The 23365-nt window shown below is 61.8% G+C and carries 17 protein-coding genes; 4 read left to right on the forward strand and 13 right to left on the reverse strand.

The features are described 5' to 3' along the window. Nucleotides 1-38: 38 nt before the first annotated feature. A complete protein-coding gene (locus tag ACYASU_RS10350) occupies nucleotides 39-3572 on the forward strand; it encodes a glycosyltransferase (RefSeq protein ID WP_463582734.1) in 3534 nt (1177 codons plus the stop codon). 79 nt (nucleotides 3573-3651) lie between these two features. On the opposite strand, the gene ACYASU_RS10355 is transcribed toward ACYASU_RS10350, so the two are convergent. The 9 genes from ACYASU_RS10355 to ACYASU_RS10395 all read right to left on the reverse strand — a co-directional run bounded on the left by ACYASU_RS10355 (nucleotide 3652) and on the right by ACYASU_RS10395 (nucleotide 11208). Beyond that, on the reverse strand, nucleotides 3652-4671 hold the full coding sequence (locus tag ACYASU_RS10355; protein WP_463582735.1) for a ketoacyl-ACP synthase III: 1020 nt from the start codon (nucleotides 4669-4671) through the stop codon (nucleotides 3652-3654). A gap of 7 nt (nucleotides 4672-4678) precedes the next feature. Continuing rightward, nucleotides 4679-5320 (reverse strand): acetyltransferase, encoded by a 642-nt coding sequence (locus ACYASU_RS10360; protein ID WP_192172668.1) that lies wholly within the window; start codon nucleotides 5318-5320, stop codon nucleotides 4679-4681. Beyond that, complete coding sequence (locus ACYASU_RS10365; protein ID WP_346628730.1) at nucleotides 5317-6078, reverse strand: SDR family NAD(P)-dependent oxidoreductase; 762 nt, start codon at nucleotides 6076-6078, stop codon at nucleotides 5317-5319. The genes ACYASU_RS10360 and ACYASU_RS10365 overlap by 4 nt, the downstream gene beginning before the upstream one ends. Further along, the gene (locus ACYASU_RS10370) at nucleotides 6079-7182 is read right to left on the reverse strand and encodes a ketoacyl-ACP synthase III (protein ID WP_463582736.1); all 1104 of its coding nucleotides are present in this window, start codon (nucleotides 7180-7182) and stop codon (nucleotides 6079-6081) included. Further along, nucleotides 7179-8249 (reverse strand): Rieske 2Fe-2S domain-containing protein, encoded by a 1071-nt coding sequence (locus tag ACYASU_RS10375; RefSeq protein WP_463582737.1) that lies wholly within the window; start codon nucleotides 8247-8249, stop codon nucleotides 7179-7181. Before ACYASU_RS10375 ends, ACYASU_RS10370 begins: the two co-directional genes overlap by 4 nt. A 111-nt stretch (nucleotides 8250-8360) precedes the next feature. Continuing rightward, the gene (locus tag ACYASU_RS10380; RefSeq protein ID WP_237254702.1) at nucleotides 8361-8588 is read right to left on the reverse strand and encodes an acyl carrier protein; all 228 of its coding nucleotides are present in this window, start codon (nucleotides 8586-8588) and stop codon (nucleotides 8361-8363) included. 356 nt (nucleotides 8589-8944) lie between these two features. After that, nucleotides 8945-9655 carry a class I SAM-dependent methyltransferase gene (locus ACYASU_RS10385; protein ID WP_463582738.1) on the reverse strand — a complete coding sequence of 237 codons (711 nt, stop codon included), beginning with the start codon at nucleotides 9653-9655 and terminating at the stop codon, nucleotides 8945-8947. Between the two features lie 129 nt (nucleotides 9656-9784). Then, entirely contained in the window at nucleotides 9785-10633 is an 849-nt protein-coding gene (locus ACYASU_RS10390) for a phytanoyl-CoA dioxygenase family protein (protein ID WP_463582739.1), read from the reverse strand. Beyond that, nucleotides 10630-11208 carry a class I SAM-dependent methyltransferase gene (locus tag ACYASU_RS10395; RefSeq protein ID WP_192172673.1) on the reverse strand — a complete coding sequence of 193 codons (579 nt, stop codon included), beginning with the start codon at nucleotides 11206-11208 and terminating at the stop codon, nucleotides 10630-10632. The genes ACYASU_RS10390 and ACYASU_RS10395 overlap by 4 nt, the downstream gene beginning before the upstream one ends. Nucleotides 11209-11562: 354 nt before the next feature. On the opposite strand from ACYASU_RS10395, the gene ACYASU_RS10400 reads away from it, so the two are divergent. Then, nucleotides 11563-15117, forward strand: coding sequence for a glycosyltransferase family 2 protein (locus ACYASU_RS10400; protein ID WP_463582740.1), 3555 nt, complete (start codon nucleotides 11563-11565; stop codon nucleotides 15115-15117). A 16-nt stretch (nucleotides 15118-15133) separates the two neighbouring features. Here the strand turns inward: ACYASU_RS10400 and ACYASU_RS10405 are convergent, their stop codons facing one another. Next, a complete protein-coding gene (locus tag ACYASU_RS10405; RefSeq protein ID WP_463582741.1) occupies nucleotides 15134-16162 on the reverse strand; it encodes an AraC family transcriptional regulator in 1029 nt (342 codons plus the stop codon). Nucleotides 16163-16350: 188 nt separating this feature from the next. On the opposite strand from ACYASU_RS10405, the gene ACYASU_RS10410 reads away from it, so the two are divergent. Both ACYASU_RS10410 and ACYASU_RS10415 read left to right on the forward strand, forming a co-directional pair. Next, nucleotides 16351-17535, forward strand: a complete 1185-nt coding sequence (locus tag ACYASU_RS10410; protein ID WP_346628723.1) for an acetyl-CoA C-acyltransferase family protein — start codon at nucleotides 16351-16353, stop codon at nucleotides 17533-17535. A 12-nt stretch (nucleotides 17536-17547) separates the two neighbouring features. Then, nucleotides 17548-18399: a 3-hydroxybutyryl-CoA dehydrogenase gene (locus tag ACYASU_RS10415; protein ID WP_463582742.1), complete on the forward strand. Its 852-nt coding sequence runs from the start codon at nucleotides 17548-17550 to the stop codon at nucleotides 18397-18399. A 172-nt stretch (nucleotides 18400-18571) separates the two neighbouring features. On the opposite strand, the gene ACYASU_RS10420 is transcribed toward ACYASU_RS10415, so the two are convergent. The 3 genes from ACYASU_RS10420 to ACYASU_RS10430 form a co-directional block, all read right to left on the reverse strand. After that, on the reverse strand, nucleotides 18572-20953 hold the full coding sequence (locus ACYASU_RS10420; RefSeq protein WP_463582743.1) for an efflux RND transporter permease subunit: 2382 nt from the start codon (nucleotides 20951-20953) through the stop codon (nucleotides 18572-18574). Nucleotides 20954-20979: 26 nt separating this feature from the next. Further along, complete coding sequence (locus ACYASU_RS10425; RefSeq protein WP_463582744.1) at nucleotides 20980-22095, reverse strand: WD40/YVTN/BNR-like repeat-containing protein; 1116 nt, start codon at nucleotides 22093-22095, stop codon at nucleotides 20980-20982. Between the two features lie 295 nt (nucleotides 22096-22390). Next, nucleotides 22391-23350, reverse strand: coding sequence for an omptin family outer membrane protease (locus ACYASU_RS10430; protein WP_463582745.1), 960 nt, complete (start codon nucleotides 23348-23350; stop codon nucleotides 22391-22393). Between the last annotated feature and the right edge of the window lie 15 nt (nucleotides 23351-23365).

The following is a 23365-nucleotide window of genomic DNA, read 5'->3' on the forward strand; positions in this document are numbered from 1 at the left end:
CGTGAACCGGCGCCCGTCATCCGTCGCAAGGTAACCCGATGAGCGCTTCACGCCTGGTCAGCATCGTCATTCCCGCCTACAAACCCACGTACTTCGAGTTGGCGCTGCGCAGTGCCTTCGCCCAGGATTACGACCAACTGGAAATCGTGATCTGCGACGACTGTCGTGACGGCGGCATTCGCGCGTTGGTGGATCAACTGACCCCTGACAGCCCGTTTCCCGTTCGTTATTTCTACAACGAAGATTCGCTGGGCGAGGCGCTGAACGTAGCGCGCGGGGTCAGGGAAGCGCAGGGCGAGTACATCAAATTCCTCTACGATGACGACCTGCTGGAGCCCGAGTGTGTGAGCGCGCTGGTCGACGTGCTGCACGGTCACCCGGACATCACCCTGGCGGCGGCCACCCGTCGACTGATCAACGAGAACGGCGACGTTCTGCGTGATAACGTCCTGACGTTTTTCCCGTTCCAGGAAGACGTGGTCATACACGGGCCGGAGCTGGTGGCGCTGCTCTCGGAGCTGCCGTTGACCTTCATGGGTGAACCCAGCTCGGTCATGTGCCGGCGCGACAGCGTGTTGGCGTATGGTCAGGACATCATGTCGCTCAAAGGTCTGCCTATTCACTGGCTTGGCGATATGAGCCTGTACGTCAAGCTGCTCCGAGAAGGCAATCTGGCCCTGCTCGGCCGACCGCTGTCGCGCTTCCGCATGACCGACACCCAGAGCAGCAGCATCGCCAGGGCCACGCCGCAGATCGCCAAAGAAGGTCACGCCAACTATTACCGCATCACCAAAGAGCTGGGATGGCTGCGCGAGCTGGCTGACAACGGCGACGTAAAGGTCGCCCCCCTGCGTGACCGGGAGAACTTCGCGCCCTTTAACCTGCGAGCCTGGTTTCTGCAGAAATCCTCGTCGGAGATCCGCCAGGACCAGATTCTGGAGTGGGCCTGGCAGCGACGCCCCGCCGGGCCGCAGAAGCCGCACATCGTGCAGTACTTCCAGCAGCACAATGGCGCGCCGACCTTCGCGGTCATCATTTGCGACCTTCACAATCGCCAGCAGGCGCTGATCAAGACCCTGGTCAGCGTCGAAGCCGCCACCCGCGGCTGGATGCCCCCGAGCGTATTCGTGCTCTACGACGGCAGCCGTGACACGCCGCAACCCGTGGCGGACAGTCCCGCCATTTATCTGCCGGTGACGGGGCACAACCCCGCGCCGCAGCTCAACCGACTGATGGACGAACAGGGTTTCGACTGGTTCCTGATGCTCGACGCAGGCGCGACCGTGAGCGTGGCCGGATTGTTCAAGGCAGCGGTGAAGATCAGCGAAGGGCCGACTACCCGGGCCCTGTTCGCCGATGAAATCGCCCAGCCCCAGGACGACACGTCGGAAGTCATGCTGCGCCCGGACTTCAGCCTCGACTATCTGCTCAGTTGCCCCGCCGTCACCAGCAAGCACTGGATGTTCAACCGCTATTCGGTCATCGATGCCGGCCGATTCGACCCGCACTACCCTCAGGCCCTTGAGCTGGACCTGATCCTTCGCCTGATCGAGCACGATGGCATGGGCGGCCTCGAACACATTGCCGAGCCCCTGGTCACCTATCGCCCTGACGCACGCGAGTCGAACCCCGATGAAACGCGAACGCTGCAGCGCCACTTGCTCGCCCGGGGCTATGAAAACGGCCAGGTGATCGAGACGCGGCCCCGGCAATACCAGATCAAGTACGGCCACGCTGGCCGGCCCAAGGTCTCGATCATCATCGCCACCCGGGATCAGATCCTGCTCCTGCAGCGGTGCGTCGAGAGCATTCTGGAAAAAACCACGTACCCGAATTACGAGATCCTCATCGTCGACAACGACAGTCAGACGCCTGAGGCCGTTGACTGGCTGAACGGCGTCGCGGCCATGGGGCTGGAGCAGGTGCGCGTGCTGCGTCATCCCGGCGAATTCGACCGCTCTGCCCTCTACAACAGCGCCGCACGCCAGGCGACCGGCGAGTACTTGTTGCTGCTCGACAACAGTACCGCCGTGTTGCACGGCGACTGGCTCGACAACCTGCTCAATCATGCGCAGCGGCCGGAAGTCGGCATCGTCGGCGCAAAACTGCTGGCGCCGGACAACACGATCCGCCACGCGGGCTTGGTCCTTGGCCTGCACGACCCGGTCACCCCGGTGTTCCGCGGCCAGAGCGGCGCCAGCGAAGGCTACATGCAGCGGCTGACGGTGGATCAGAATTACAGCGCGGTCAGCGATGCGTGCCTGATGATCAGTCGGGCATTGTTTGATGCGGCGGACGGGCTGGACGAGGGCGCGCTGAACAATCGTCATCGCGGCGTCGACCTGTGCCTGCGCGTGAAGGAGTCCGGGCGGTTGATTGTCTGGACGCCCCACGTGGTACTGCTTCACGAGGCCGCGCAGATCCCGGAAACCGTCGCGCGCGAAGCGCCGGACGACGAGACCAGCGCTGCGCTGTACCGCAAATGGCTGAAGTACATCACCCATGACCCTGCGTACAACGACAATTTTTCAGCCCGCGCCCAGGGCCTGCAGCTGGAAACCAACACCGCACTGACCTGGCGGCCGCTGAGCTGGCGCCCCGTGCCGATCGTGCTGTCCCACCTGAACGACCTCTGCCCGGCGAGCCAACGCCTGAACGGTGCGCTGGACACCCTCGCTGACGCGCTGCTGATCGAGCATGTGTCCGTGCCAGACGTCCTGACCCTCGGCGAGTTCACCCGCCTGCGCCCGGACGCGTTGATCCTCCAATGCCCCTTGAGCGAAGCGTCCCTCGCCGACATCCGCACGATCAAGGCTCACAGCCAGGCGCTGCGAATCTGCGACATGGATCAATACCCGCCGTCAGCCGAACGGTTGCCGGGCGCGCCCTCAGCGCAACAGGTGCGTGCCGGTCTCGAGGCCAGCCTTGCGCTGATGGACAAGGTGGTGGTGTCCAGCACAGGGCTGGCCGACGAACTGAGCGCATTGCATCCGCACATTGACGTCATCGAAACCCGGCTGAGCGAGCACTGGCGGCGGGTGCAGTGCCATTCGCTGCCCCACGACAAGCCACGGATCGGCTGGGTCGGCACTGCTTGGGAGGTGAACGATCTGGCGTTGATTGCGGACGTGATCAAGGCCTTCGCCGACCGGGTCGAGTGGATCATCATGGGCCCGTGCCCGCAGGCCTTGCGCCCTTATGTTCATGAATGGCGCAGCCCGGTGGAAGGTGTCTTGTACCCCGGCGTGCTGGCGTGTCTCGACCTGGACGTCGCCCTGATTCCCGCCGGCCACGACGTGTTCGGCGAACACAGAAGCTGCCGCCTGGCACTGGAATTCGGCGCCTGTGGCTATCCGGTCATCGCCACCGACGTGCAGGGCCTGCGCAACAATCTGCCGCTGACGCGGGTACACAACACGACTGCCGACTGGACCGACGCGATCGACCAGCACCTCAACGATCTGGACGAATCAAAACGACTCGGGCAGGCGTTGAAGCAGCGCGTGATGAGTGACTGGATTATGGATGAGGCGTATCTGCGGCGCTGGCGTCAGGTGTTGCTGGACCGCTGAATAAAAAAGGGCTCCTTCGTGGAGCCCTTTTTTGTACCGGTGAACAGGCACTTTACGCGCTTGAGGGTGACCCCTTCGCTCACCAGCGAATCACGCAGCCACCCCACGAATACCCCACGCCGAACCCCACCGCCGTGATCACGCTGCCGGGTTGCACCTGGCCTTTCTTGAGGGACTCTTTCAGCGCAATCGGAATGCTGCACGACACCGTGTTGCCGCAGTGTTTGAATTCGGTGATGAATTTCTCCGGCGCCAGCTTCAGTCGACGACGCAGCGCTTCGAGCATGAATTGGTTGGCCTGGTGAAAGACGAACAGGTCGGAAGACTCGACCGTGAACTGCTCGTCGAACAGTGAGGCGAACAAGGCCGGGACCCGGGTCATGGAGAATTCGAAGATCGCCGGGCCGTTCATGTACAGGTCCGCGTCCGAACGGACATTGCCGCTGTCGTCTTCGTACTCGACGGGCATGTGTTCTGCATCGAACGGCCGGCGGGCAGCGCCCATTGGCACAATCAGGTTGTTCGCTCCGGCGCCGTCGCTGCCGTAGCGAAAACGATCGAGGCAAGGTCCCTCCTCGTCCGACGCTTTGATGAGCGTGGCGGCCGCCGCATCGCCAAACAGCGTGCGCACGCTCTTGTCCCGGGGGTTGATGTAGCGGCTGTAGGTTTCGGCGGTGATCAGCAGCACGTTCTTGCACTGGCCGGATTCGATGAAGCCCTTGGCAATGCCCAGCCCGTAGATAAACCCCGAACAACCCTGATTGAAATCGAACGCAGCGCAGTGCTGGGACAGTTGCAGGCGATGCTGCAGGATGCAGGCGGTGGCCGGGAGCATGTGATCGGGGCTTTGGGTGCAGTAGATCAGGCAGTCGATTTGCTCTCGCGCCGTGGCGCTGTTGGCGAAAAGTTTTTCGCAGGCGCGAAACGCCAGGTCCGAGGCGGTCTCGTCGTCGGCAATGATGTGCCGCTGGCTGATCCCGGTCTTCTGGAAAATCTTGTCGACGTCCCACTCCGGAAACGCTTCGGCCAGCATCTGGTTGTCGAGCACGCCCTCGGGCAATTCGTATTCGATTTCGGCGATTCGAGCGTAGGTAGGCATGTCGTTCTTATCCTGAGATGCACTTGGCCGGTACACCGAAAACCACGCTGCCGGGTTTGACCGCCCGCAGCACCACGCTGCCGGCGCCGACCACAGCCCCTTTGCCGACGCGCACCTTGGGCAGCACGGAGGCGCGCGAACCGAGGAACACTTCGTCTTCCAGCACCGCGCCGCCGGTCAGATCACAGTGCCCGCTGAGGGTCGAGAACTGGCCGATGACGGTGTCATGGCCGACGGTGCACAGCGAGTTGATCGTGACGAAATCGCCAACGACCAGATCAACCGACAGCACCGAAAACGGACAGACCAGCACGCCCTGCCCGATCGTCACGTTCTCGCCAACGATGGCCGTCGGGTGAATCAGCGTGAAGAACGCCGCGCCCTTGGCCAGCAGCTTTTCCACCACGTATTTCTTGTCGGCGGGCTTGCCGATGGCGCAGAGCAGCAGCTCATCGTCGGCCGGTTCGTAGGCGTCGATGGTCGAGAGAATGTCGGCGTAATGATTGAAGCGATTGAGCGACAGGCTGCCGTCATCAATGAAGCCGCCGATGACGTAATCCGGGTTGTGCTCGACCCAGTCCTTGAGCCAGGAATGGACCTCCCGGCCCAGCCCGCCTGCGCCGACGATAATGAGTTTTTTGGTGTTCATTCGGCCAGGTAACCTCCATCGACAACCAGCGACGTACCCGTGACCCAGCGCGCGGCCGGTGACAGCAGATAATTGACGGCGTAGGCCACGTCCAGCGGATGACCGAGCCCCAGCGGATGTTTGCGTTCGATGGCGGCCATGGCGTCTTCGCCGACCAGGCCTTCGAGTTTCTCCGCCATTTCGGTTTTGATCACGCCGGGCGCAATGGCGTTGACGCGAATGCCTTCCCGCGCCAGCTCAAGGGCGGCGGCGCGAACCATGGATTCAACCGCGCCCTTGCTCGCGCAGTAACCGATCAACGCGGGTTGGGCGACCTGAGCCATGACCGACGACAGCATGACGATGCTCGACGGGTTGCGGCACACGCCTTTTTGCCTGAACGCCTTGATCAGGGAAAAACCGGACGTGACGTTGGTGGCGAAAATGGTTTCCCAGTGATCCAGGCCCATGGCCCGAATCGGCAGCGGCAATTGCACGCCTGCCGCATGCACCAGACCGTCGAATGGCGAGCCGTTGCGCGACAGGGCTTTCAGCCAGGCGGAGACGTCGCCGCCACCCAGAAAATCAAAGACTTCGACCGAATGCCCTTCGCCGTGCAACTGGCTCAGGGTTTCTTCCAGGCGTTGAGCGTCACGGGCCACGGCGACGATTCGTGCGCCCTGTCGGCTCAGCCAGATCGCCACTTCACGGCCGATCCCGGAAGACGCGCCGGTGACCAGGATGGACATGCCGTCCAGGGAAAAAGGATTGCTCTGCACTTACGCCTCGCTACTGTCTGTGCCGACCAGCGTCAGCGGGCTGATCCACGTGTTGTCGAGATCGACGATGCAGCCGGCCCACGAATAACCCACGCCGAAACCGGCGAGCAGGTGCTGGCCGTGCAGGGTCGAGCCGCTGTCGGCCGTGGCCGCATTCGCGCCAAGACCCAACGCCAGGGGAATCGACGCGCTGCTGGTGTTGCCGACGTTCTGCAGATTGAGCACGACCTTTTCCGCCGGCAACTTGGTCTTCTTCGACAGGTGCTCGAGCATGAAGCGGTTGGCCTGATGGAACACATATTTGTCGATGGAGCGTTGCTGTTCCTCGGCGTGCTTCTCCAGGGTGCGCACCAGCCCCGGCACGCGGGCCAGGGTGAAGGCAAAGATCTCGGTGCCGTTCATGTACAGGTCGAACGGGCCACGCACATCGTCTTCACTGGTGGAGCCATCGGCCCCCTTGCGGTCACGAAACCCGCCGCCGGGCACGATGAGGTTCTTCTCACCACGGCCGTCGGTGCCGAGCACGAAAGGCGCGCCGGCAACGGTCTCATCGTAATCGAGCAATGTGGCGGAACCGGCATCGCCAAACAGCGCGGCCACCGAGCGATCGCCCGGGGCCACCAGTTTGCTGATGGTGTCGCCGACCAGCAGCAACACGCGTTGGCTACCGCCACCGGCGATCATCGCCGACGCCATCCACAGTCCATACACGTAACCCGAGCAGCCCATGTTCACATCGAGCGCGGCGGTGGTGACCGGCAAACCGAGGCGCCGTTGCAAGGTGCAGGCGGTGGCCGGGAGCACGTAGTCCGGGGTCTGGGTGATGAAGATCAGCGTGTCGATGGACGTTTTGTCGATGGCCAGATCCGCCAACAGACGCTCGGCCGCCTCGACACACAGGTCCGACGTGCATTCGTCCTGCACCACATGCCGGCGCTCGATGCCGGTGCTGGCCATGATCTTGGCGATGCTCTCGTCGCCGAAGCGCCCGGTCAGGTCCGCGACGTCCGACACGGCCTTGGGCAGCGCACAGGCGATGCCCCTGATTTTGACTTTGGCAATGCTGCGCACTGCGTCAGCGCTACTGCCCGTGACGCTACTCATACCCGTTCCTCGCCAACCGTTGTGACGGCACCGGCCTGTCGTGCCCACTCCGCGCAGGACGCCCGAAAATGCAGAAGCTTTGCTTCCAGCGAGCTGTAATACCGCGGAGCATTCCAGGACCAGGTGTCGCCAGGAATTCGTTTGCAAATGTTGTGATCTTCTTCGAACACGGCCCGGTTGTTCTCGGCCGTGGACGTCATGAACGTGGACACGATCTCGTCGTATCGCTCGGACGCGGCACGCAGCGGGTACAGCTGGCTGGTGAACCAGGTCCGGTCGGTTTGTGCAGAAGGAAAGAAATTCTGCATCGACCACGAATAACCGTAGGTCGAGGACAGCATCGAAAACGGATACAGAAAGAGGCTCACGTACCCCGCGTAGGCGTCCCTCGGGGTGAAAAAGCGCGACAGGCTTTCCAGCCGTCGGGCGACTTTCTCGTTCTCCACCGGGGCGTACCAGATGGAGTTTTCGCCGTAGAAAACGTTCTCGCCGACGCCCAGTTTCAGGGTCGCCAAGGTGTCTCGGTGCACGAGGGGGATGTGGTACGGCTCAAGGGCGTTTTCCAGGGAAATCGGCCAGTCGGCTTCGAAGGCGTACCGATTGAAATCCGAGGGCTTGTTCAAATCCGGCGTGGTCTGCTCAAGCAGGGTGAAGATGTCCTGACCCAACTGGTCAGGCAGCGATGCCCCGGGTTCGATGGCAAAAAACACCAGCTCGCCGCAAGTCGCCAGCTTGAAGAAATTCAGGCTGGCGCTGCCGATGTCACAACCGACGAAACGCTTGGCGTCAGGGATGCGCAGCTGACCGTCCGCGTAATTCCAGCCGTGGTAGGGGCAGAGAATCCGTTGATGGCCTGCGTCTTCGGTGAAAAACCGCGTCCCCCGGTGGGGGCAGCGGTTGTCGAAGGCGATCAGATTGCCCGCGTCGTTGAACACCACGACTTCGAAATCCAGCACATTGAAGCGCACAAAATCCTTGTCGTCGGCCACTTGCGACTTCAGGCAAAGCGGATGCCAGTAGGCTTTCACCAGGTCCGGCGCGATCCGTTGTGAGGCTGTGCACGTCATGAGTCTGTCCAGAAAACGGGGTCACGCGTGAGAGCGCTACAGCCAGGGCCGCGTGGCTGCCCTGATGTTCAAGCGCTTTCGGTAATGGAGCGCCTTATCCGGAAACCGGGTTTATTCCGAAACCAGCGTGATGACGTCCCGGACGGTTTCGCACTTGTTCAGGCGCGAAGCCGAAATGGTTTTCTCCAGGCGCTCGTCGACCAGGGCCATAAAGGTCACCAGGGCAATCGAATCCCAGTCCAGCGGCTGGTCGACCTTGAGGGTGCCCTCATCGGCTTCCATCGCTTCTTCGATCAACGCGACGACTTGCTCTTCCAGTGCCACTGCTTGCTCTACCATCTCTCGCCACTCCACGGACCATGATCGGACGCCTTCGCCGATGCGTAGCGGGACTGAAGCAAGTTCCGAACCAGAACCCGAAAAACAGGCGCCAGGCCACGGATCATATGGGGTACAGGGGTTTCCGGGAAAGTTGGAAGAATCGAGGGGAGACAAAAAAACGGCGCGCTCGAGAGGCGACCAGGCCGTTGTATCTGGATTGACTGCAGCCAACGACGCAGGTCAGGCGTTCTGTGATCAATTGTGGGAGCGAGCTTGGTCGCGAAAACGCCGGTACACCCAGTCAATCTCCAGCGGCGGAATGCTGTCTTTGCGGGCCACTATGGTGGCCCGCGCAGGATCAGCGCCCATCGTCATCACGCTGCAGTTCTTTCCTCACCGATCTTCGCGCCGCGCATGTGGAACACCAGCATCGTGCCTTCGATGTGATACAGCTCCAGACTGCTGGCCAGGTCTTCCAGGTAGCGGGTCAGCTCGGGAAACTGCGGATTACCGTAGTCATGCCAGACGATGCAGCTGCTGTCGCCACCGAGCATCTTCAGCGAGTTTTCGGTGTCACGCTTGACGTATTTGTACTCGTGGTTGGCATCGACAAAGATGAAATCGAACTTGCCCGCATAGGGCGACGGATCAAAGGTCATGGAGTCTTGCAGGATCTGCCTGACCATGGCCTTTTTCGGCGACTGGTTGTACTTGCGGCTCGACAGCACGGCCTTTTCGGCGAGCAACTTGTCATCGCCCTGAAACACGACGCCGTCGGTGTCCGGCAGGTCCAGCGTGTAAATCCGTGGCTCGCTGTCGCCGTTGTCCGGCAGATCTTCCAGCACCAATCGGGTGGTGCGCCCGTCGAAGGTGCCGAACTCGAACACGAAGTCCGGGTTGATGGCGCGAACCAGCTTGAGCAGCATCACCGATTCAAATGACGTCAGGCTGCCGGCGCCATCGGCGGGGGGCATGAAGAATTTGACCTCTTCTTCCCGGCCGTCCTCAATGCTCAGCACGCGGTAGGGCCGAATGTGCATCAGCGCTGAAGGGGCATATGTGCGGGTCGCGAGACAGGTATCCATTTTTCTCTCCTCAAATCGGTTGTCAGACGCTGGGGCGCTCAGTGTGGTCAGGTTGCGCCAGCGCGGTCAGTGTTCAGGGGGCGGTATCGACGGATACCTGCAACGCGCGGACAGGTCAGGCGTGTTGAATCATTCTGTTGTGTTACCGGCAATGTGTGCGGCGTCGGCTTTCAACTGCGTCAGCTCTTTTTCGTATTTAACGATCTTGAGAATGCGTGAATTGACGAAGTGACGCGTGATGTTTTTGGGCGAGAAAAAGACATCGGTCTGCCACTCACCGCATATCAGCTCTTGCCCGGTGGGGTCGTCGGCCGGCTGAAGAATCATGTCGGCCATGATCCGGTCGACACCCGAAACGTTCGGCCCTGACTCATGCCACAGTCGACTGTCCATGATCACGAAGTCGCCGGGCGCCAGCTCCGGCGTGACGGTCGGCCATTGCACATCGAAACTGGCCGGATCGATTTCACCGGCATCGCCGAGGAGCCCCAGGGCGTGGGAACCCACATGAAAGGTCATACCGCCGTTGTCTTTGTTCACCGCACTGATTGCTACGAAAACGCTGCACTTGTTCAGGTGACCGGCGTGGTAACAACTGTCCTGGTGCAGGAACACTTTGTTGGCACTCAGCGCGTCTTTAATGACAAAGCGGTGGTTATACAACGCAATGTGCTCGCCCATCAGCGGCTTCAAGGCAGTGGCGAAAACCGACTCGCGGTACATGTGAGCCAGGCCTTCAGGTAACTGTTCGTTGAGGGAAACAGGGTTGGCGCGATTGACGTCTCGCCCCTTCTCCAGCACCGCGCCGTAGAAGCTTTGCCACTCGTTCTGCCATGCATCGACCACGTCCCGGGGCACGGCGTTGCGCACCACAAAAACGCCCGTCTTGCGAAACACATCAACGTCGAATGCCTCGGACGAGAGCCGGGGAATCAGCGCGTCGAGGGATTTCACGCTGTCGTGCACGGCGGCGTTCATATGAAACGGAACGTCAGTTCGCTGTCTTTGGTTTCCTTGAACTTGTTACACCGGGCAAGGACGTTATAGCGAATCGGGAACAGTTCACGGTCCGGGGATTCGAGAATATCGATCTCGACGATATCGAAGTCGCGCAGCAGCGCATTCCAGCCATGTTCGGTAATGCGCCAGCAGTCCGGGCTCGGACCGTGTATGCGCCAGTTCAATGGGGCGGAAATCAGCAGATAACCCTCATGTTTGAGGATGCGGCGAATCTCCTTGATGGTGTCGAACGGGTTCAGCGTGTGCTCGATGACTTCCATGCAAACGACGCAGTCATAGGCGCTGTCGGCAATGAATTCGTTCTTGCGGGTGATATCGCCAACAAGGGTCGGCCCGTAAGTGTCGACGATGTCGAAGGTATCAACGGCGAACTGGGTGAAACTTTCCCGAACCAGCGAACGCTCCTGGGGCCCGACTTCCAACAACCGTCCGGTCTCTTCGTGGAGCAACTCGGCGGTCTTCTTGACGAAGTGCTGCAAGTGATCGCGGGCCAGCTGGAACGTGTCGTTATCGAATTTCGAAGGTGTTGCCATGGTATGTCCCGCTGTCTGCCTGGAGCAGTGATTGGAAGGTGATCGGCGTGAAGCAAAGCCGCCTGTCTTTCGAGTATCGGCATGAATACGACGATCATTAATCTACTCAAGCACGCTTTCCAGCAGGCCTCAAGACCTATCACGCAAGCACAACTGGCCACCCTCGCAGGGCCACTAATTGGCCAGCAGGTGCAGGTTTCACGGCAAAACCTGATGCCCATCCGTTGGCCGGGATATTGCTTCATCGGATGTTCATGCCCGAGGCGTCATTTTCATGACGGGTCGCTTGCGCCCCCCGTTCTGCTGTCAATGCGCCGATGTTCGAGGCACGTTTTTCAACTACCGGATACCCCCATGGATTCTCAACGACTGGTCAGTGTCGTCATCGCCGTCTGCCGTACCGATTTTTTTGAAACCGCGCTGAGCAGCGTGATCGGGCAGACCCACGATGCCATTGAAATCGTGATCTGCGACGACGCCACGGACGGTCTGGCAGAAACCGTAACGGACCTGTACCGGGCGTCGTGCCGCTGGCCGATTCGCTACCTGCGCAACGAATTTCCCGAGGGCGCAGACGCCTGTTTCAACCGCGCCGTTGCCGAAGCTTCCGGGCAGTACATCAAGTTCATGGCGGGTGACGCCGTACTGGCGCCGGACTGCATTCAGCAGATGGTCGCGGCGCTGGAGGTCAATCCCCAGGCCTCACTGGCGACTGCGCACCGCCAGTGGTTGAACGCCGAGGGCGTGGCGCTGCAAGAGAATCTGGCGACCCGCTTTCGCGTTACCGAGCCCACGGTTTTCCACGGGCCTGACGTGGTTGCGCTGCTGGGGGAGTTCACCTGCAATTTCATCGGTGAGCTGAGCAGCGTGCTGTGTCGCCGCGATGACCTGCTGGCGTTGGGCGCCGACCTGTTTTCCCTCAACGGTGAATCCGTCGGCCCGCTGGGGCACTTGGCGCTGTACGCCAATTTGCTGCACGACGCCGAGCTGATCATGCTGCCGGCCACGCTGACGGGCACGCGTATCGCGCCGCAACAGCTGACCGAACAGGGCATTGAAATCGTCGGCACGGACAGTGATCACCTGCCCCTGTTTCATCGGCTGATCCGAGAAGCCGGCTGGGCCAGCACGTCGCTGGACAACGGCTGGGTCGGCGCCCGCCCGTTGTCGGCAACCCAGGGGTTTACCGATTTCAACCTGCTGGCGCAGTTGTCCGCGCCGTTGCCGCAACGGTTGAACCCGCAGCAGGTCGAGGCCTGGCTCGGTCATCGCGTGCCGACGGCCGACCAGCAAACGCAGATCGACCAGCACCTGGCCGACGTCGGCGCGCCTTCGCTGTTGGTGGTGATCAAGGATGTCGGCAACGCCCCGGAAAAGATTCAGCGCAGCCTCGACAGCCTGGCCCTCCACGGCGCCCTGCACGCTGCCATGAACGTGGTGGTGTTGACCGACGCGACCGAGCGGCCGGCCACCTTGGTCAGCCTTAGGGTGACCACCCTTGCCATCGGCGCTATGAACACTGCCGCGCTGCTCAATCAGGTGGTCGAAAACCACCGTTTTGACTGGCTGATCGTGATCGACGCCGGTACGCAATTCACGGCGTTTGGCCTGGCTGCCAGCGCGCTGAAGCTGCTCGAATCCCCTGACGCCTGCGCCGCCTTCGCCGATGAAATGCACCGGCGGCCTCGGGGTGGCTTGAGTTCAGCCATGCGCCCGGACTTCAACCTCGACTACCTGCTGAGCTACCCGCTGCTGACCGCAGGTCATTGGCTGTTCCGGCGGCAGACCCTGGTGGACCTCGGCGGCTTCGATGAGCGCTTCGCCGATGCCGCTGAATTCGACCTGATCTTGCGGTTGTATGAGCGTGAAGGCGCCGGGCAGATCGTTCACATCAGTGAGCCGCTGCTGGTCTGTGACCTGCCGGAAGCGGTGGATAATCCTGACGAAATCGCCACATTGCAGCGCCATCTGCAGGTGCGAGGTTATCCGCGCGCGGTCATCGAACACACCCTGCCCCGCCGCTACCACGTGCGCTACGGCCACAGCGATCAACCCTTGGTGTCGATCATCGTCCCGACTAAGGATCAGCTGCCGTTTCTGCAGCGCTGCGTCGAAACCCTGCTGCACACCACGCGCTACCTGAATTACGAACTGCTCATCGTCGACAACAACAGCGAAACCCCCGAAGCCCTCGAATGGCTGGCGCGCATCGACGCCCTGGGCTCGGCGCAGGTGCGCGTGCTGCGTTACCCGCACCCGTTCAACTATTCGCGCATCAACAACGTCGCTGCGGCCCAGGCCAAGGGCGATTACCTGGTGCTGCTGAACAACGACACCGCCATCGTCCATACGCGTTGGCTGGACGAATTGCTCAATCATGCGTTGCGCCCTGAAGTCGGCGTGGTCGGCGCCAAGCTGCTGTTCCCCAACGGACGCATGCAGCATGCTGGCGTGCGCCTGGGCATGGACGGCCCGGCCGGTCACCAGCACATCGGTGAGCCCGGGCACATTCAGGGTTACATGCAGCGCGTGCAGGTGGATCAGGACTTGAGCGCGGTGACGGCGGCGTGCCTGATGGTCCGCCGCTCGATTTACGAGGAAGTCGGCGGGCTGGACGAAGAGGCCTTCGTCGTGTCCTACAACGACGTCGATCTGTGCATGAAAGTCGGCGCCCTCGGCTACCTGAACGTCTGGACGCCCCATTCGGTGCTGATCCACGAGGGCAGCGTCAGCCAGACCCACGTCGACACCGCCACGCAGCAGGCCAAGCGCAAGCGCTTCGTCGGCGAGCAACTGGCGATGTACCGCAAATGGCTGCCGACCCTGGCGAACGACAGCGCCTTCAACCCCAATCTTTCGTTCGACCTGCAATCGGTCGAACTCGAACTCAACATGCCGTTGGTCTGGCGGCCGATGGCCTGGCGCCGCGATCCGGTGGTGCTGGCCTACCCCGCCGGCCTCTGGGCCTCGCCCCATGAGCGGGTGATCGCACCGTTCGAGACGCTGCAAGCCGCCGGTGTTGTGGACGGCATGCTCAGCAGCCAGGCGCTGTCGATTCCCCAGGAGGGTCGCTTCAAGCCTAACGTCGTGGTGTTTCAGGCCCGGCTCGACGCCGACCACCTGCAAACCATCGCCCGCGCCCAGCTGTTGCCGGATGCCTTCGTGGTGCTCGACATCAATGACCTGCAACTGGGTTCCCGGACGCCAGGCGAAGACCCGTTCGCCTTCGATGCCGAGTGCGTTGACCTGCTGCAGAAGAGCCTGCATCAGGCCCATCGCGTGATCGCTTCGACCCAAGTGCTCGCCGATATCGCCCGCGAATTCCACGCGGACGTGCGGCTGCTACCTTCGCGCCTGTCGCCTCAGGTCTGGGGCAACCTCGTCTCGCGCCGTGGCGTGGGTCGCAAGCCGAGGGTCGGTCTGGTCAGTGATCGCTGGCAGCCACAGGATCTGCACATGATCCTCGCCGTGGTCGAGGCTCTGGCAGGAGAGGTGGAGTGGATCGTGATGGGCGATGACCAGGGCGTGCTGCGCAGTCATGCCCATGAATCCCACGAGCGGCCGCCCGCCGAGCAATACGCCACAGCCGTCGCCGACCTGAACCTCGATCTGGCCCTGCTCCCCGCCGTGGATAACCTGTTCGGCGCCTGCAAGAACAACATCACCCTGCTGCAACTCGGCGCCTGCGGTGTGCCGGTGATCTGCAGCGACGTTCGCGCCTACGCCGGCGACTTGCCGGTCACGCGGGTACCGAACACGCTGGAGGCCTGGGTCAACCTGATTCGTGCCCACACGATGGACCTGACCAGCGCCGCGCTACTCGGCGACGACTTGCGCGAGCAGGTGCTTGGCGACGGGATGTTCGACGACGCGGCTGTTCAGGCCTGGCGCGAGGCGTGGCTGCCCTGACACCGGCGGCGGCTCATCAGTCGGCCGTCATTGAGTTGCTGGCGGCTTGCTTCCTGCGGTAGCCGCCCGGACTTTCCCCCGTCCATTTCTTGAACGCCCGGTGAAACGCGCTGGGCTCCTGAAACCCCACCAAGGACGCGATCTCCACCACGCTCAGCTCGGTGTCGCGCAGCTTCTGCTGGGCGATGCCGCGGCGGACGTCGTCCTTGATCCCTTGAAACGCGCAGCCCTCGCGCTCCAGCCGACGGCGGAAGGTGGTGGCACTGAGTTTCAGTTCATCGGCCATTTCCAGCAGCGTCGGCCAGTGGCCGTAATGGCTGTTGCGCAGGCGCTGATAAACCTGCGCCGCCAGCCCGCGCTGGTTGCGGTAGCGAATGACCAGCCACTGCGGCGCGGTGCGTAAAAATGATTTCAGCGACGGCAACGACTGCACCACCGGCAGACGCAGGTAGTGGCTGGAGAACTCGATTTCGGTGCGTTGCTCGCCAAAACTCAGGTTGAAACCCCACAGCAGTGAGTCGTCGCTGAGGCGCTGACGGCGCTGGCGAAACTGCGCGCGGTCGATGCTGATGCGGCGCCCGCCTAGCCAGCACAGCAGGCTGATCATCAACAGCAGAAACGTCTCTTCACCGAAGCGCTGCCGGACCGGGTCGTCTGTCGTGGTGTCCACCGCGAGCACGGCGCGCGAGCCGCGAACGATGAGGCTGCCGCGAAAGTCGCGCAGGAACAGGCCGAAATTGCTCAGGCACTGGCGCAGGGCCTTTTCCAGAGTGGGTTCCTGAATCAGCCCCCGGCAAATCAGGGCGAAGCTGCCCAGGGGCATGCCGTGGGAGTCGAGGCCGAAAAACTCGTCGCCCAGCTCCTTGATCTGAATCAGCCACAACGCCGCAAATGCGCTGGCCGAGACCCGCGCCGTGGGGTCGTCGAGCAGCGCCATGTCGATCTCCGCCGCCTCAAGAACCGACTGCAAACGCAGTGGCTGGTCGCGCAGCGCGTGGACGATCAACTGGACGAAGTAGATCGACACTGAATCCTTTTCCCGCATGACCGCCTTTCCCTTCTTGAATGGTGCACCACGGATCAGGCGCTGATGGTAAAGAACGCCAGCCCATCTGGACAGTTTCGGCATAGGCCCGCCCCGAACGCCGATCTAGACTTGCCCGCAGTCAGCACCGGCCGAAACGCCATTTCGCCGTGCCGCCCCCATAATTCCAATACGTGTCAGGAGTCCCCATGAGCACACCCGAAGTTTTCGTCGTCAGCGCACTGCGTACCGCCATCGGTGGATTCGGCGGTTCCCTCAAGGACGTCTCGCCCATCGAACTGGGCACTCAGGTCAGCCGCGCCGCACTGGCCAAATCCGGGATTGCACCGGAACACATTGGCCATGTGGTCATGGGCCACGTGATCCCCACCGAAGTACGCGATGCCTATCTTTCCCGGGTCATCGCCCTCGAAGCCGGCCTGACCAAAGAAACCCCCGCCATGAACGTCAACCGCCTGTGCGGTTCGGGGTTACAGGCCATCGTTTCGGCGGCGCAGTCGCTGATGCTCGGCGACGCCCAGGCCGTGCTGGCCGGTGGCGCCGAATCCATGAGCCGTGGCGCGTACATCATGCCTCAGGCCCGCTGGGGTGCGCGCATGGGTAATGTGCAGGCGTACGACTACATGCTCGGCGCATTGCACGATCCGTTCGCCAATATTCACATGGGCATCACCGCCGAGAACATCGCCGAACATTACGGCATCACCCGCGCCGATCAGGACGCCCTGGCGCTGACCAGTCAGCAGCGCGCCGCCCACGCCATCGCCGAGGGCCGTTTCGAGGGCCAGATCGTGCCGATCGAGATCGCCACGCGCAAAGGCACCGTGACCTTTGCCCAGGACGAACATGTGCGTGGCGACGTGACGGCCGAGCAACTGGAGAAGATGAAGACCGCGTTCAAGAAGGACGGCACCGTCACCGCCGGCAACGCGTCCGGCCTCAACGACGGCGCGGCGGCGCTGGTCATGGCCAATGGCGACATGGTCCGCGCGCACGGCCTCAAGCCGATGGCGCGTCTGGTGGCGTATGCCCATGCCGGGGTTGATCCGGCGATGATGGGGTTGGGGCCGATTCCGGCCAGCCGCAAAGTACTGGAGCGCGCCGGCCTGACCGTGGCGGATCTGGACGTCATCGAATCCAACGAAGCCTTCGCCGCCCAGGCCTGCGCTGTTGCCCGTGAGCTAGGCTTTGATCCTGCGAAGGTTAACCCGAACGGCTCGGGCATCTCCCTCGGCCACCCGGTGGGCGCGACGGGGGCGATCATCGCCACCAAAGCGATCCACGAGCTGCACCGGATTCAGGGCCGCTATGCGCTGGTGACCATGTGCATCGGCGGCGGTCAGGGCATCGCCGTCATTTTCGAACGCGTGTAAGGAGGCTTGTCGATGAGCATGCAACACATCGCCGTGATCGGCGCCGGCACCATGGGCAACGGCATCGCGCAGGTCTGCGCGGTGGCCGGTTTCGACGTGACCCTGCTGGACATTTCCGACACGGCACTGGAGCGCGGCATGGCGACCGTGCGCAAGAACCTCGAGCGGCAGGTGAGCAAGCAGACGGTCGCGGCCGATGTTGCCGAAGCGGCGCTGGGGCGCATCAGCGTCACCACGGACTATGGCCAGTTGAATGGCGCGCAACTGGTGATCGAAGCGGCCACCGAGAACCTGGAACTGAAGCTGCGCCTGCTCAAGCAGATCGCCAGCCATGTCGACCGCGAGTGTGTGATCGCGTCGAACACCTCGTCGCTGTCCATTACGCAACTGGCGGCCAGCGTCGAGCACCCCGAGCGGTTCATCGGCCTGCACTTCTTCAACCCGGTTCCGATGATGAACCTGATCGAGGTCATTCGCGGTCTGCAGACGGCGGACACCACCCACATCGCGGCGATCAAGCTGGCCGAGCGGTTGAACAAGACCGCGATCACCGCCGGCAACCGCCCGGGGTTTGTGGTCAACCGGATTCTGGTGCCGATGATCAACGAGGCGATTCTGGTGTTGCAGGAAGGCCTGGCCACTGCTCAGGACATCGACGACGGCATGCGTCTGGGCTGCAACCAGCCCATCGGCCCGCTGGCGCTGGCTGACCTGATCGGTTTGGACACCCTGCTGGCGATCGTCGAAGCGTTCAACGAAGGCTTCAACGACAGCAAATACCGCCCCGCGCCGCTGCTCAAGGAAATGGTCGCGGCAGGGTATCTGGGACGCAAGACCGGGCGTGGTTTTTTTGTTTATAACTGAATGAATCCGGATGTGGGACAGCGTGTTTCTGGTAGGACTGGCTTTAGCCGGGAAAGCGTCGGTGGTCACACCGCTAAATTGATGGCGGTCAATCCGGCCTCTTCCCGGCTGAAGCCGGTCCTACATAACGCGTTCGCCAGCAAACGCGCTCCGACGACCTAAATGTCGCCACTCAATGTGAAAACAGCGAATTCCCGACCTTGCCCGCCATCTTCTCCGGTTTGATCAGGAACCGCGCCAGCGCCGGCAACAGCCACAGGGCGCCGAACATGTTCCACAGCAGCATGAAGGTCAGCATCAGGCCCATGTCGGCCTGGAACTTGATGGCCGAGAATATCCAGGTGCACACGCCAATCGCCAGACACAGGCCAGTGAACAACACCGCTTTGCCGGTGGATTTCAGCGTCTGGTAATAGGCTTCCTGCAATGGCAATCCCGCCCGCAGGAAACTCTCCAGTCGGCTATAGATGTAAATCCCGTAATCGACCCCGATCCCCACCCCGAGCGCCACCACCGGCAGCGTTGCGACTTTCACGCCGATGCCCATGAACGCCATCAGCGCGTTACCCAGCACCGACGTCAGCACCAGCGGCAGGACGATGCACAGCGTCGCCGCCCATGAACGGAAGGTGATCATGCACATCACCGCCACGCACACGTACACCAGAATCAGAATGGTCAGCTCGGCCTGCTTGATGACTTCGTTGGTGGCCGCCTCGATCCCGGCGTTACCCGCCGCCAGCAGAAACTCCAGGCCGTCCTTGTTGTTCTGCTGCGCGAACTCCTGCACCGCATGCACGGCGCGATCCAGGGTTTCGGCCTTGTGGTCGTTGAGGAAAATCAGCAACGGCGCCAGGGAGCAGGTGTTGTTGTACAAACCGTCAGCGCGGGAAATCGAGCTGTTGAGCACGTCCTTGTTGCGCGACAGCGACTCCCATTTCAGGTTGCCCTCGTTCATCCCCTTGATGACCTGCTTGGAGACGGTCACCAAGGAAATCGCCGACTGCACCCCTGGCGTGTTCTCCATCTTCCACGACAGCTCATTCATCGCCGACAGCGTCTGGTACGCCGAACAGCCTTCAGGCGGCGTCTTGACCATCACCACCAGCACGTCGGAGCTGGTCGAGTAATTGTTGATGATGAAGCTGTTGTCCTGGTTGTAGCGCGAGTCCGGCCGCAGTTCCGGCGCGCCTTGATCGAGGTCGCCAATCTTCAGGTTATGGCCGTACCAAAGGCCGCCCACCAGCGCGACCAGTGCCAATGCCACCGACACGCGGGCGACTTTCGGCGCGGCGAAGTTCGACAGCAGACGCCAGAACGGATGCTCACGCACGGCATCCTCTTTGCTGCGCACCACGGCTTTTTTGCTGATGCCAACGTAGGAAATCGCCACCGGCAGGAGGATCAGGTTGGTGAACACGATCACCGCCACGCCAATGGAGGCGCCGATGGCCAGCTCGCGGATCACGCCGATGTCGATGATCAGCAACGTGATAAAACCCACAGCGTCGGCAAGAATCGCGATCATCCCCGGCAGGAACAACTGGCGGAAGGTGCGTCGTGCTGCGGTGAGCGCACTGTCGGCATCACTGGATTGCAGGGCGATGCCGTTGATCTTCTGCACGCCGTGGGAAATACCAATGGCGAAGATCAGAAACGGCACCAGCATCGAGTAGGGATCAAGCCCGAAACCCACCACATGCATCAGGCCCAGCTGCCAGATCACGGCGATCAACGTGGTGCTCAAGACCGCGATGGTGCTGCGGGCGCAGCGGGTGAACCACATCAGCAGGACCAGGGTGATCAGGAAGGCGATGCCAAAGAACATCACCACCATGATCAGGCCGTCGATGAGGTCGCCGACCTTCTTGGCAAAACCGACGATGTGAATCTCGACATTGGGGTTCTGCGCTTCGTACTTGTCGCGAATCTTCTCTTCAAGCTGGTGGGAGAACTGACGGTAATCCAGCGGCAGCAGCTTGCTCTGGTCGTTGGGGTCCGGGTAGAACTCCTGCAACGGCACATCGACGATGCTCGACTTGAAGTTGTTGGAGACCAGACGCCCAACCTGCCCGGACTTGAGGACGTTATTACGCAGCTTGTCGAGGCTCTGTTGCGAGCCGTCGTAGCTCTGCGGAATCACCTCGCCGCCGGCAAAGCCCTCCTCCGTCACTTCGGTCCAGCGCACGCTGGGGCTCCACAACGACTTGAGCCCGGAGCGGTCGACGCCGGAAATGTAGAACACCTCGTCGTTGATCTGCCGCAGGGTCTCCATGTAATCCTTGGAAAAGATGTCGCCCTGCTTGGCCTCCACCGAAATGCGCACGGTGTTGCCCAGGTTCGCCAGGTCGTTGCGATGCTCCATCATGTTCTGAACAAACGGATGCCCCAGCGGAATCATTTTTTCGAAGCTGGTGGACGGGCGCACCAGGGTCGCTTGCCAGAACAGAAAGATGCTGACCAGCAGGCAGATGCCGATCACCGTCTTGCGGTTGTTGAAAATCAACTGCTCCAGGCGCGTCGGCTTGTCGTGGTGTTGTTGAAGGTTGCTCATGGAAACGTGTCCTCGCCTGCTTGTTCTTATTGTTGAGCGCTGTCAGCGCCCGTCGGCGAGGTGACGCGAACGCCGCCCTGTCCCACCAGAACCAGATTGCCTTTGTCGTCCTCGGCTACGCCGGACAACGAAAGCCGGTCGGGGCGATTGGCAACCGTGAAGCTTTCGCCATCGTCCGTGCTGCGCATGACGCTGCCGCCGTTGCCGACCAGCACGATAGAGTTGTCCGGCATCAGTGAGGCGTTGGCGATGCTGAACTCCAGCGGGCCGCGCTCACCCTGTAGCGGGACGGGCTCCCAGGTGGTGCCAAAATCGGTCGAACGAAACAGATTGCCGCGCAGGCCGTAAACCAGCAGCGTGTTGGATTCCGCCGTGCCTACCGCGCCGAACAACGAGCCCTGATAGGGGCCTTCGAGCTTTTCCCAGGTCTGGCCGTCGTCCGGGGAGCGGAACATGCTGCCCTGTTCCCCGACCACGAACAGACCGGCGTCCTTCACGTACGCAATGCCGTTGAGGTGGAACTGGTCTTCGTTGTCCAGCCGGTCGCCGATGTCTTCCCAGTGCTGGCCGCCATCGGTGGTTTCCAGCACCGCGCCATAGGCACCCACGGCAATCCCGGTGGTCAGGTCCTTGAACCAGACATCCAGCAACGGCGCTTCGCGCTTGAGGTCTTCGAACTGCTTGGTCCAGGTGGCGCCGGCATCGCTGCTGGCCAGGATCTGTGCATCGTGGCCCACGGCCCAGCCGTGTTGCTCATCGACGAAATAAACTGCGGTAAGCATCTGGCGCGTCGGCACTTTGGCCTGGGTCCAGGTTTTGCCCTGATCGTCGGAATAGAGAATGTGACCACGATCCCCCACCGCCACCATGCGCTTGCCGGCATGGGTTACGTCCAGCAGCAGGCTACGGGAGGCTTTCGCGGATTCGAGGGCGTAGACGGCGGAATCGCCAGCGTTGGCAGGTGCGTCAGCGGGCGTGCCATTAACGGGCGTGCCATCAGCGGCCAGGGCTGCGCCGCAGAAGTTCGAGGAGAGAAGCAGGGACAGAGCAGCGTGGAGAGGCAGGCTCTTGAAAAGCATCCGGGCGCTGAAATGGCCCCGAATGACCGCAAACCGAGTGCGCCGAATGACGGGCTCACGCATGAAGCTACCCCTTTCTTTATTTTTATTGGGTGCTTCAGAAGGCCGTTTCCACCGCGCAGACGCTCTAGCCTGCACGCGACGTGGCCGTACCGAAGCGACCCCATCCTAGTCAGCTTTGGAAACGTATGACAATCGACATGACGTTATCTTTTGTTAAGCAGCGAGCGCTGATTGGCGTGTTATCACTGGGAGTGATTGAGTTAATTCACCGTGTGTAGCATCGCTGGGCCGTGGAGCTCCCATTCAGGCGTCAACCGTGCCGGGCCGCTCGGCACAGCACGGTTGTCGGCTTGGCTCAGAAAGCGTAAGTGAGCGCCAGCGTGGACATCGTCGTCCTGGCGGACTGACTGCCCGCGTCACCTGCGATACGGAAGCGATCGCCGCTGTGGGTGTCCTTGATCAGCGTGCTGCCTTTCGCCTCGGCGTACACCTGATGATCCACACCCGCCCTCACCGAAAGCTGCGGACTCACACGGTAACTGAGCGCAACCGCCAGACTTTGCATGCGGCCGTCGTTTCCGTAGTCACCGTCGTAGGTCACGCCGGTGACATGATGCCGATCGTGATCCCGCGCCCGAACCCACTGGCTGTATTTGAACCTGCCTTCCAGCGTCCAGTTGCGGAAATGGTAGAGACCGACCAGCCCCACATAAGGCGTGTCGTAGGTCTGCTGATAGGAAATGCCTTTCTCACCTGCCGGGAATTCTCCGGACTCGTCGCGGAACCCCTCGCCCGATGAATAGGTGTAGCGCCCGCCCCTCGCCTGCCAGCCGAACTGATTACGCTGATAACCAAGCATCACACCCAGGGCCACATCATCACGCTTGAGCGCCCACGCGGTGGCGGCGAAATCGGCCTGCCAGGCTTTGCTGACCTGAGTGTCCGGATGATCGGAATAGTGGCTCCAGTCGCCGCGATCTTCCTCCAGCCAGTCGTAATCCTTCAGATGCCCATCGCCCTTCGCCACCCGCGTCCAGCCGTTCAGATCAAGGGACAGCCAGTTTATCGGCTGGTACTTCACGCCCAGATGCAGCGTCGGCACCTGCTTCATGCTCCAGTTCAACTGGCTGATCTTCTGCCCGCTTTCAACGTCGTACACCTTTTCTCGCGCCTGCCCATTCAACAGCCCGACACCCAGACTCACCCCAACCGCCCCCAGCTGGAACTGCTCCTCGCGGGTTGTCTGCGCCTCGGCCAACGCCTCGGAGTTAAACGCAGCCAGCCCTACCCATAACAGCGTATTCCTGCCCTTCATCACCCACTCCGCACT

Source organism: Pseudomonas sp. HP_12, from assembly GCF_055283955.1.

What these genes read in the sequence shown, in the direction of transcription:
- ACYASU_RS10350 (WP_463582734.1), top strand. Translation starts at nt 39, where the DNA reads ATGAGCGCTTCACGCCTGGTCAGCATCGTCATTCCCGCCTACAAACCC.
- ACYASU_RS10355 (WP_463582735.1), bottom strand. Translation starts at nt 4,671, where the DNA reads ATGCCTACCTACGCTCGAATCGCCGAAATCGAATACGAATTGCCCGAG.
- ACYASU_RS10360 (WP_192172668.1), bottom strand. Translation starts at nt 5,320, where the DNA reads ATGAACACCAAAAAACTCATTATCGTCGGCGCAGGCGGGCTGGGCCGG.
- ACYASU_RS10370 (WP_463582736.1), bottom strand. Translation starts at nt 7,182, where the DNA reads ATGAGTAGCGTCACGGGCAGTAGCGCTGACGCAGTGCGCAGCATTGCC.
- ACYASU_RS10375 (WP_463582737.1), bottom strand. Translation starts at nt 8,249, where the DNA reads ATGACGTGCACAGCCTCACAACGGATCGCGCCGGACCTGGTGAAAGCC.
- ACYASU_RS10380 (WP_237254702.1), bottom strand. Translation starts at nt 8,588, where the DNA reads ATGGTAGAGCAAGCAGTGGCACTGGAAGAGCAAGTCGTCGCGTTGATC.
- ACYASU_RS10385 (WP_463582738.1), bottom strand. Translation starts at nt 9,655, where the DNA reads ATGGATACCTGTCTCGCGACCCGCACATATGCCCCTTCAGCGCTGATG.
- ACYASU_RS10390 (WP_463582739.1), bottom strand. Translation starts at nt 10,633, where the DNA reads ATGAACGCCGCCGTGCACGACAGCGTGAAATCCCTCGACGCGCTGATT.
- ACYASU_RS10395 (WP_192172673.1), bottom strand. Translation starts at nt 11,208, where the DNA reads ATGGCAACACCTTCGAAATTCGATAACGACACGTTCCAGCTGGCCCGC.
- ACYASU_RS10400 (WP_463582740.1), top strand. Translation starts at nt 11,563, where the DNA reads ATGGATTCTCAACGACTGGTCAGTGTCGTCATCGCCGTCTGCCGTACC.
- ACYASU_RS10405 (WP_463582741.1), bottom strand. Translation starts at nt 16,162, where the DNA reads ATGCGGGAAAAGGATTCAGTGTCGATCTACTTCGTCCAGTTGATCGTC.
- ACYASU_RS10410 (WP_346628723.1), top strand. Translation starts at nt 16,351, where the DNA reads ATGAGCACACCCGAAGTTTTCGTCGTCAGCGCACTGCGTACCGCCATC.
- ACYASU_RS10415 (WP_463582742.1), top strand. Translation starts at nt 17,548, where the DNA reads ATGAGCATGCAACACATCGCCGTGATCGGCGCCGGCACCATGGGCAAC.
- ACYASU_RS10420 (WP_463582743.1), bottom strand. Translation starts at nt 20,953, where the DNA reads ATGAGCAACCTTCAACAACACCACGACAAGCCGACGCGCCTGGAGCAG.
- ACYASU_RS10425 (WP_463582744.1), bottom strand. Translation starts at nt 22,095, where the DNA reads ATGCGTGAGCCCGTCATTCGGCGCACTCGGTTTGCGGTCATTCGGGGC.
- ACYASU_RS10430 (WP_463582745.1), bottom strand. Translation starts at nt 23,350, where the DNA reads ATGAAGGGCAGGAATACGCTGTTATGGGTAGGGCTGGCTGCGTTTAAC.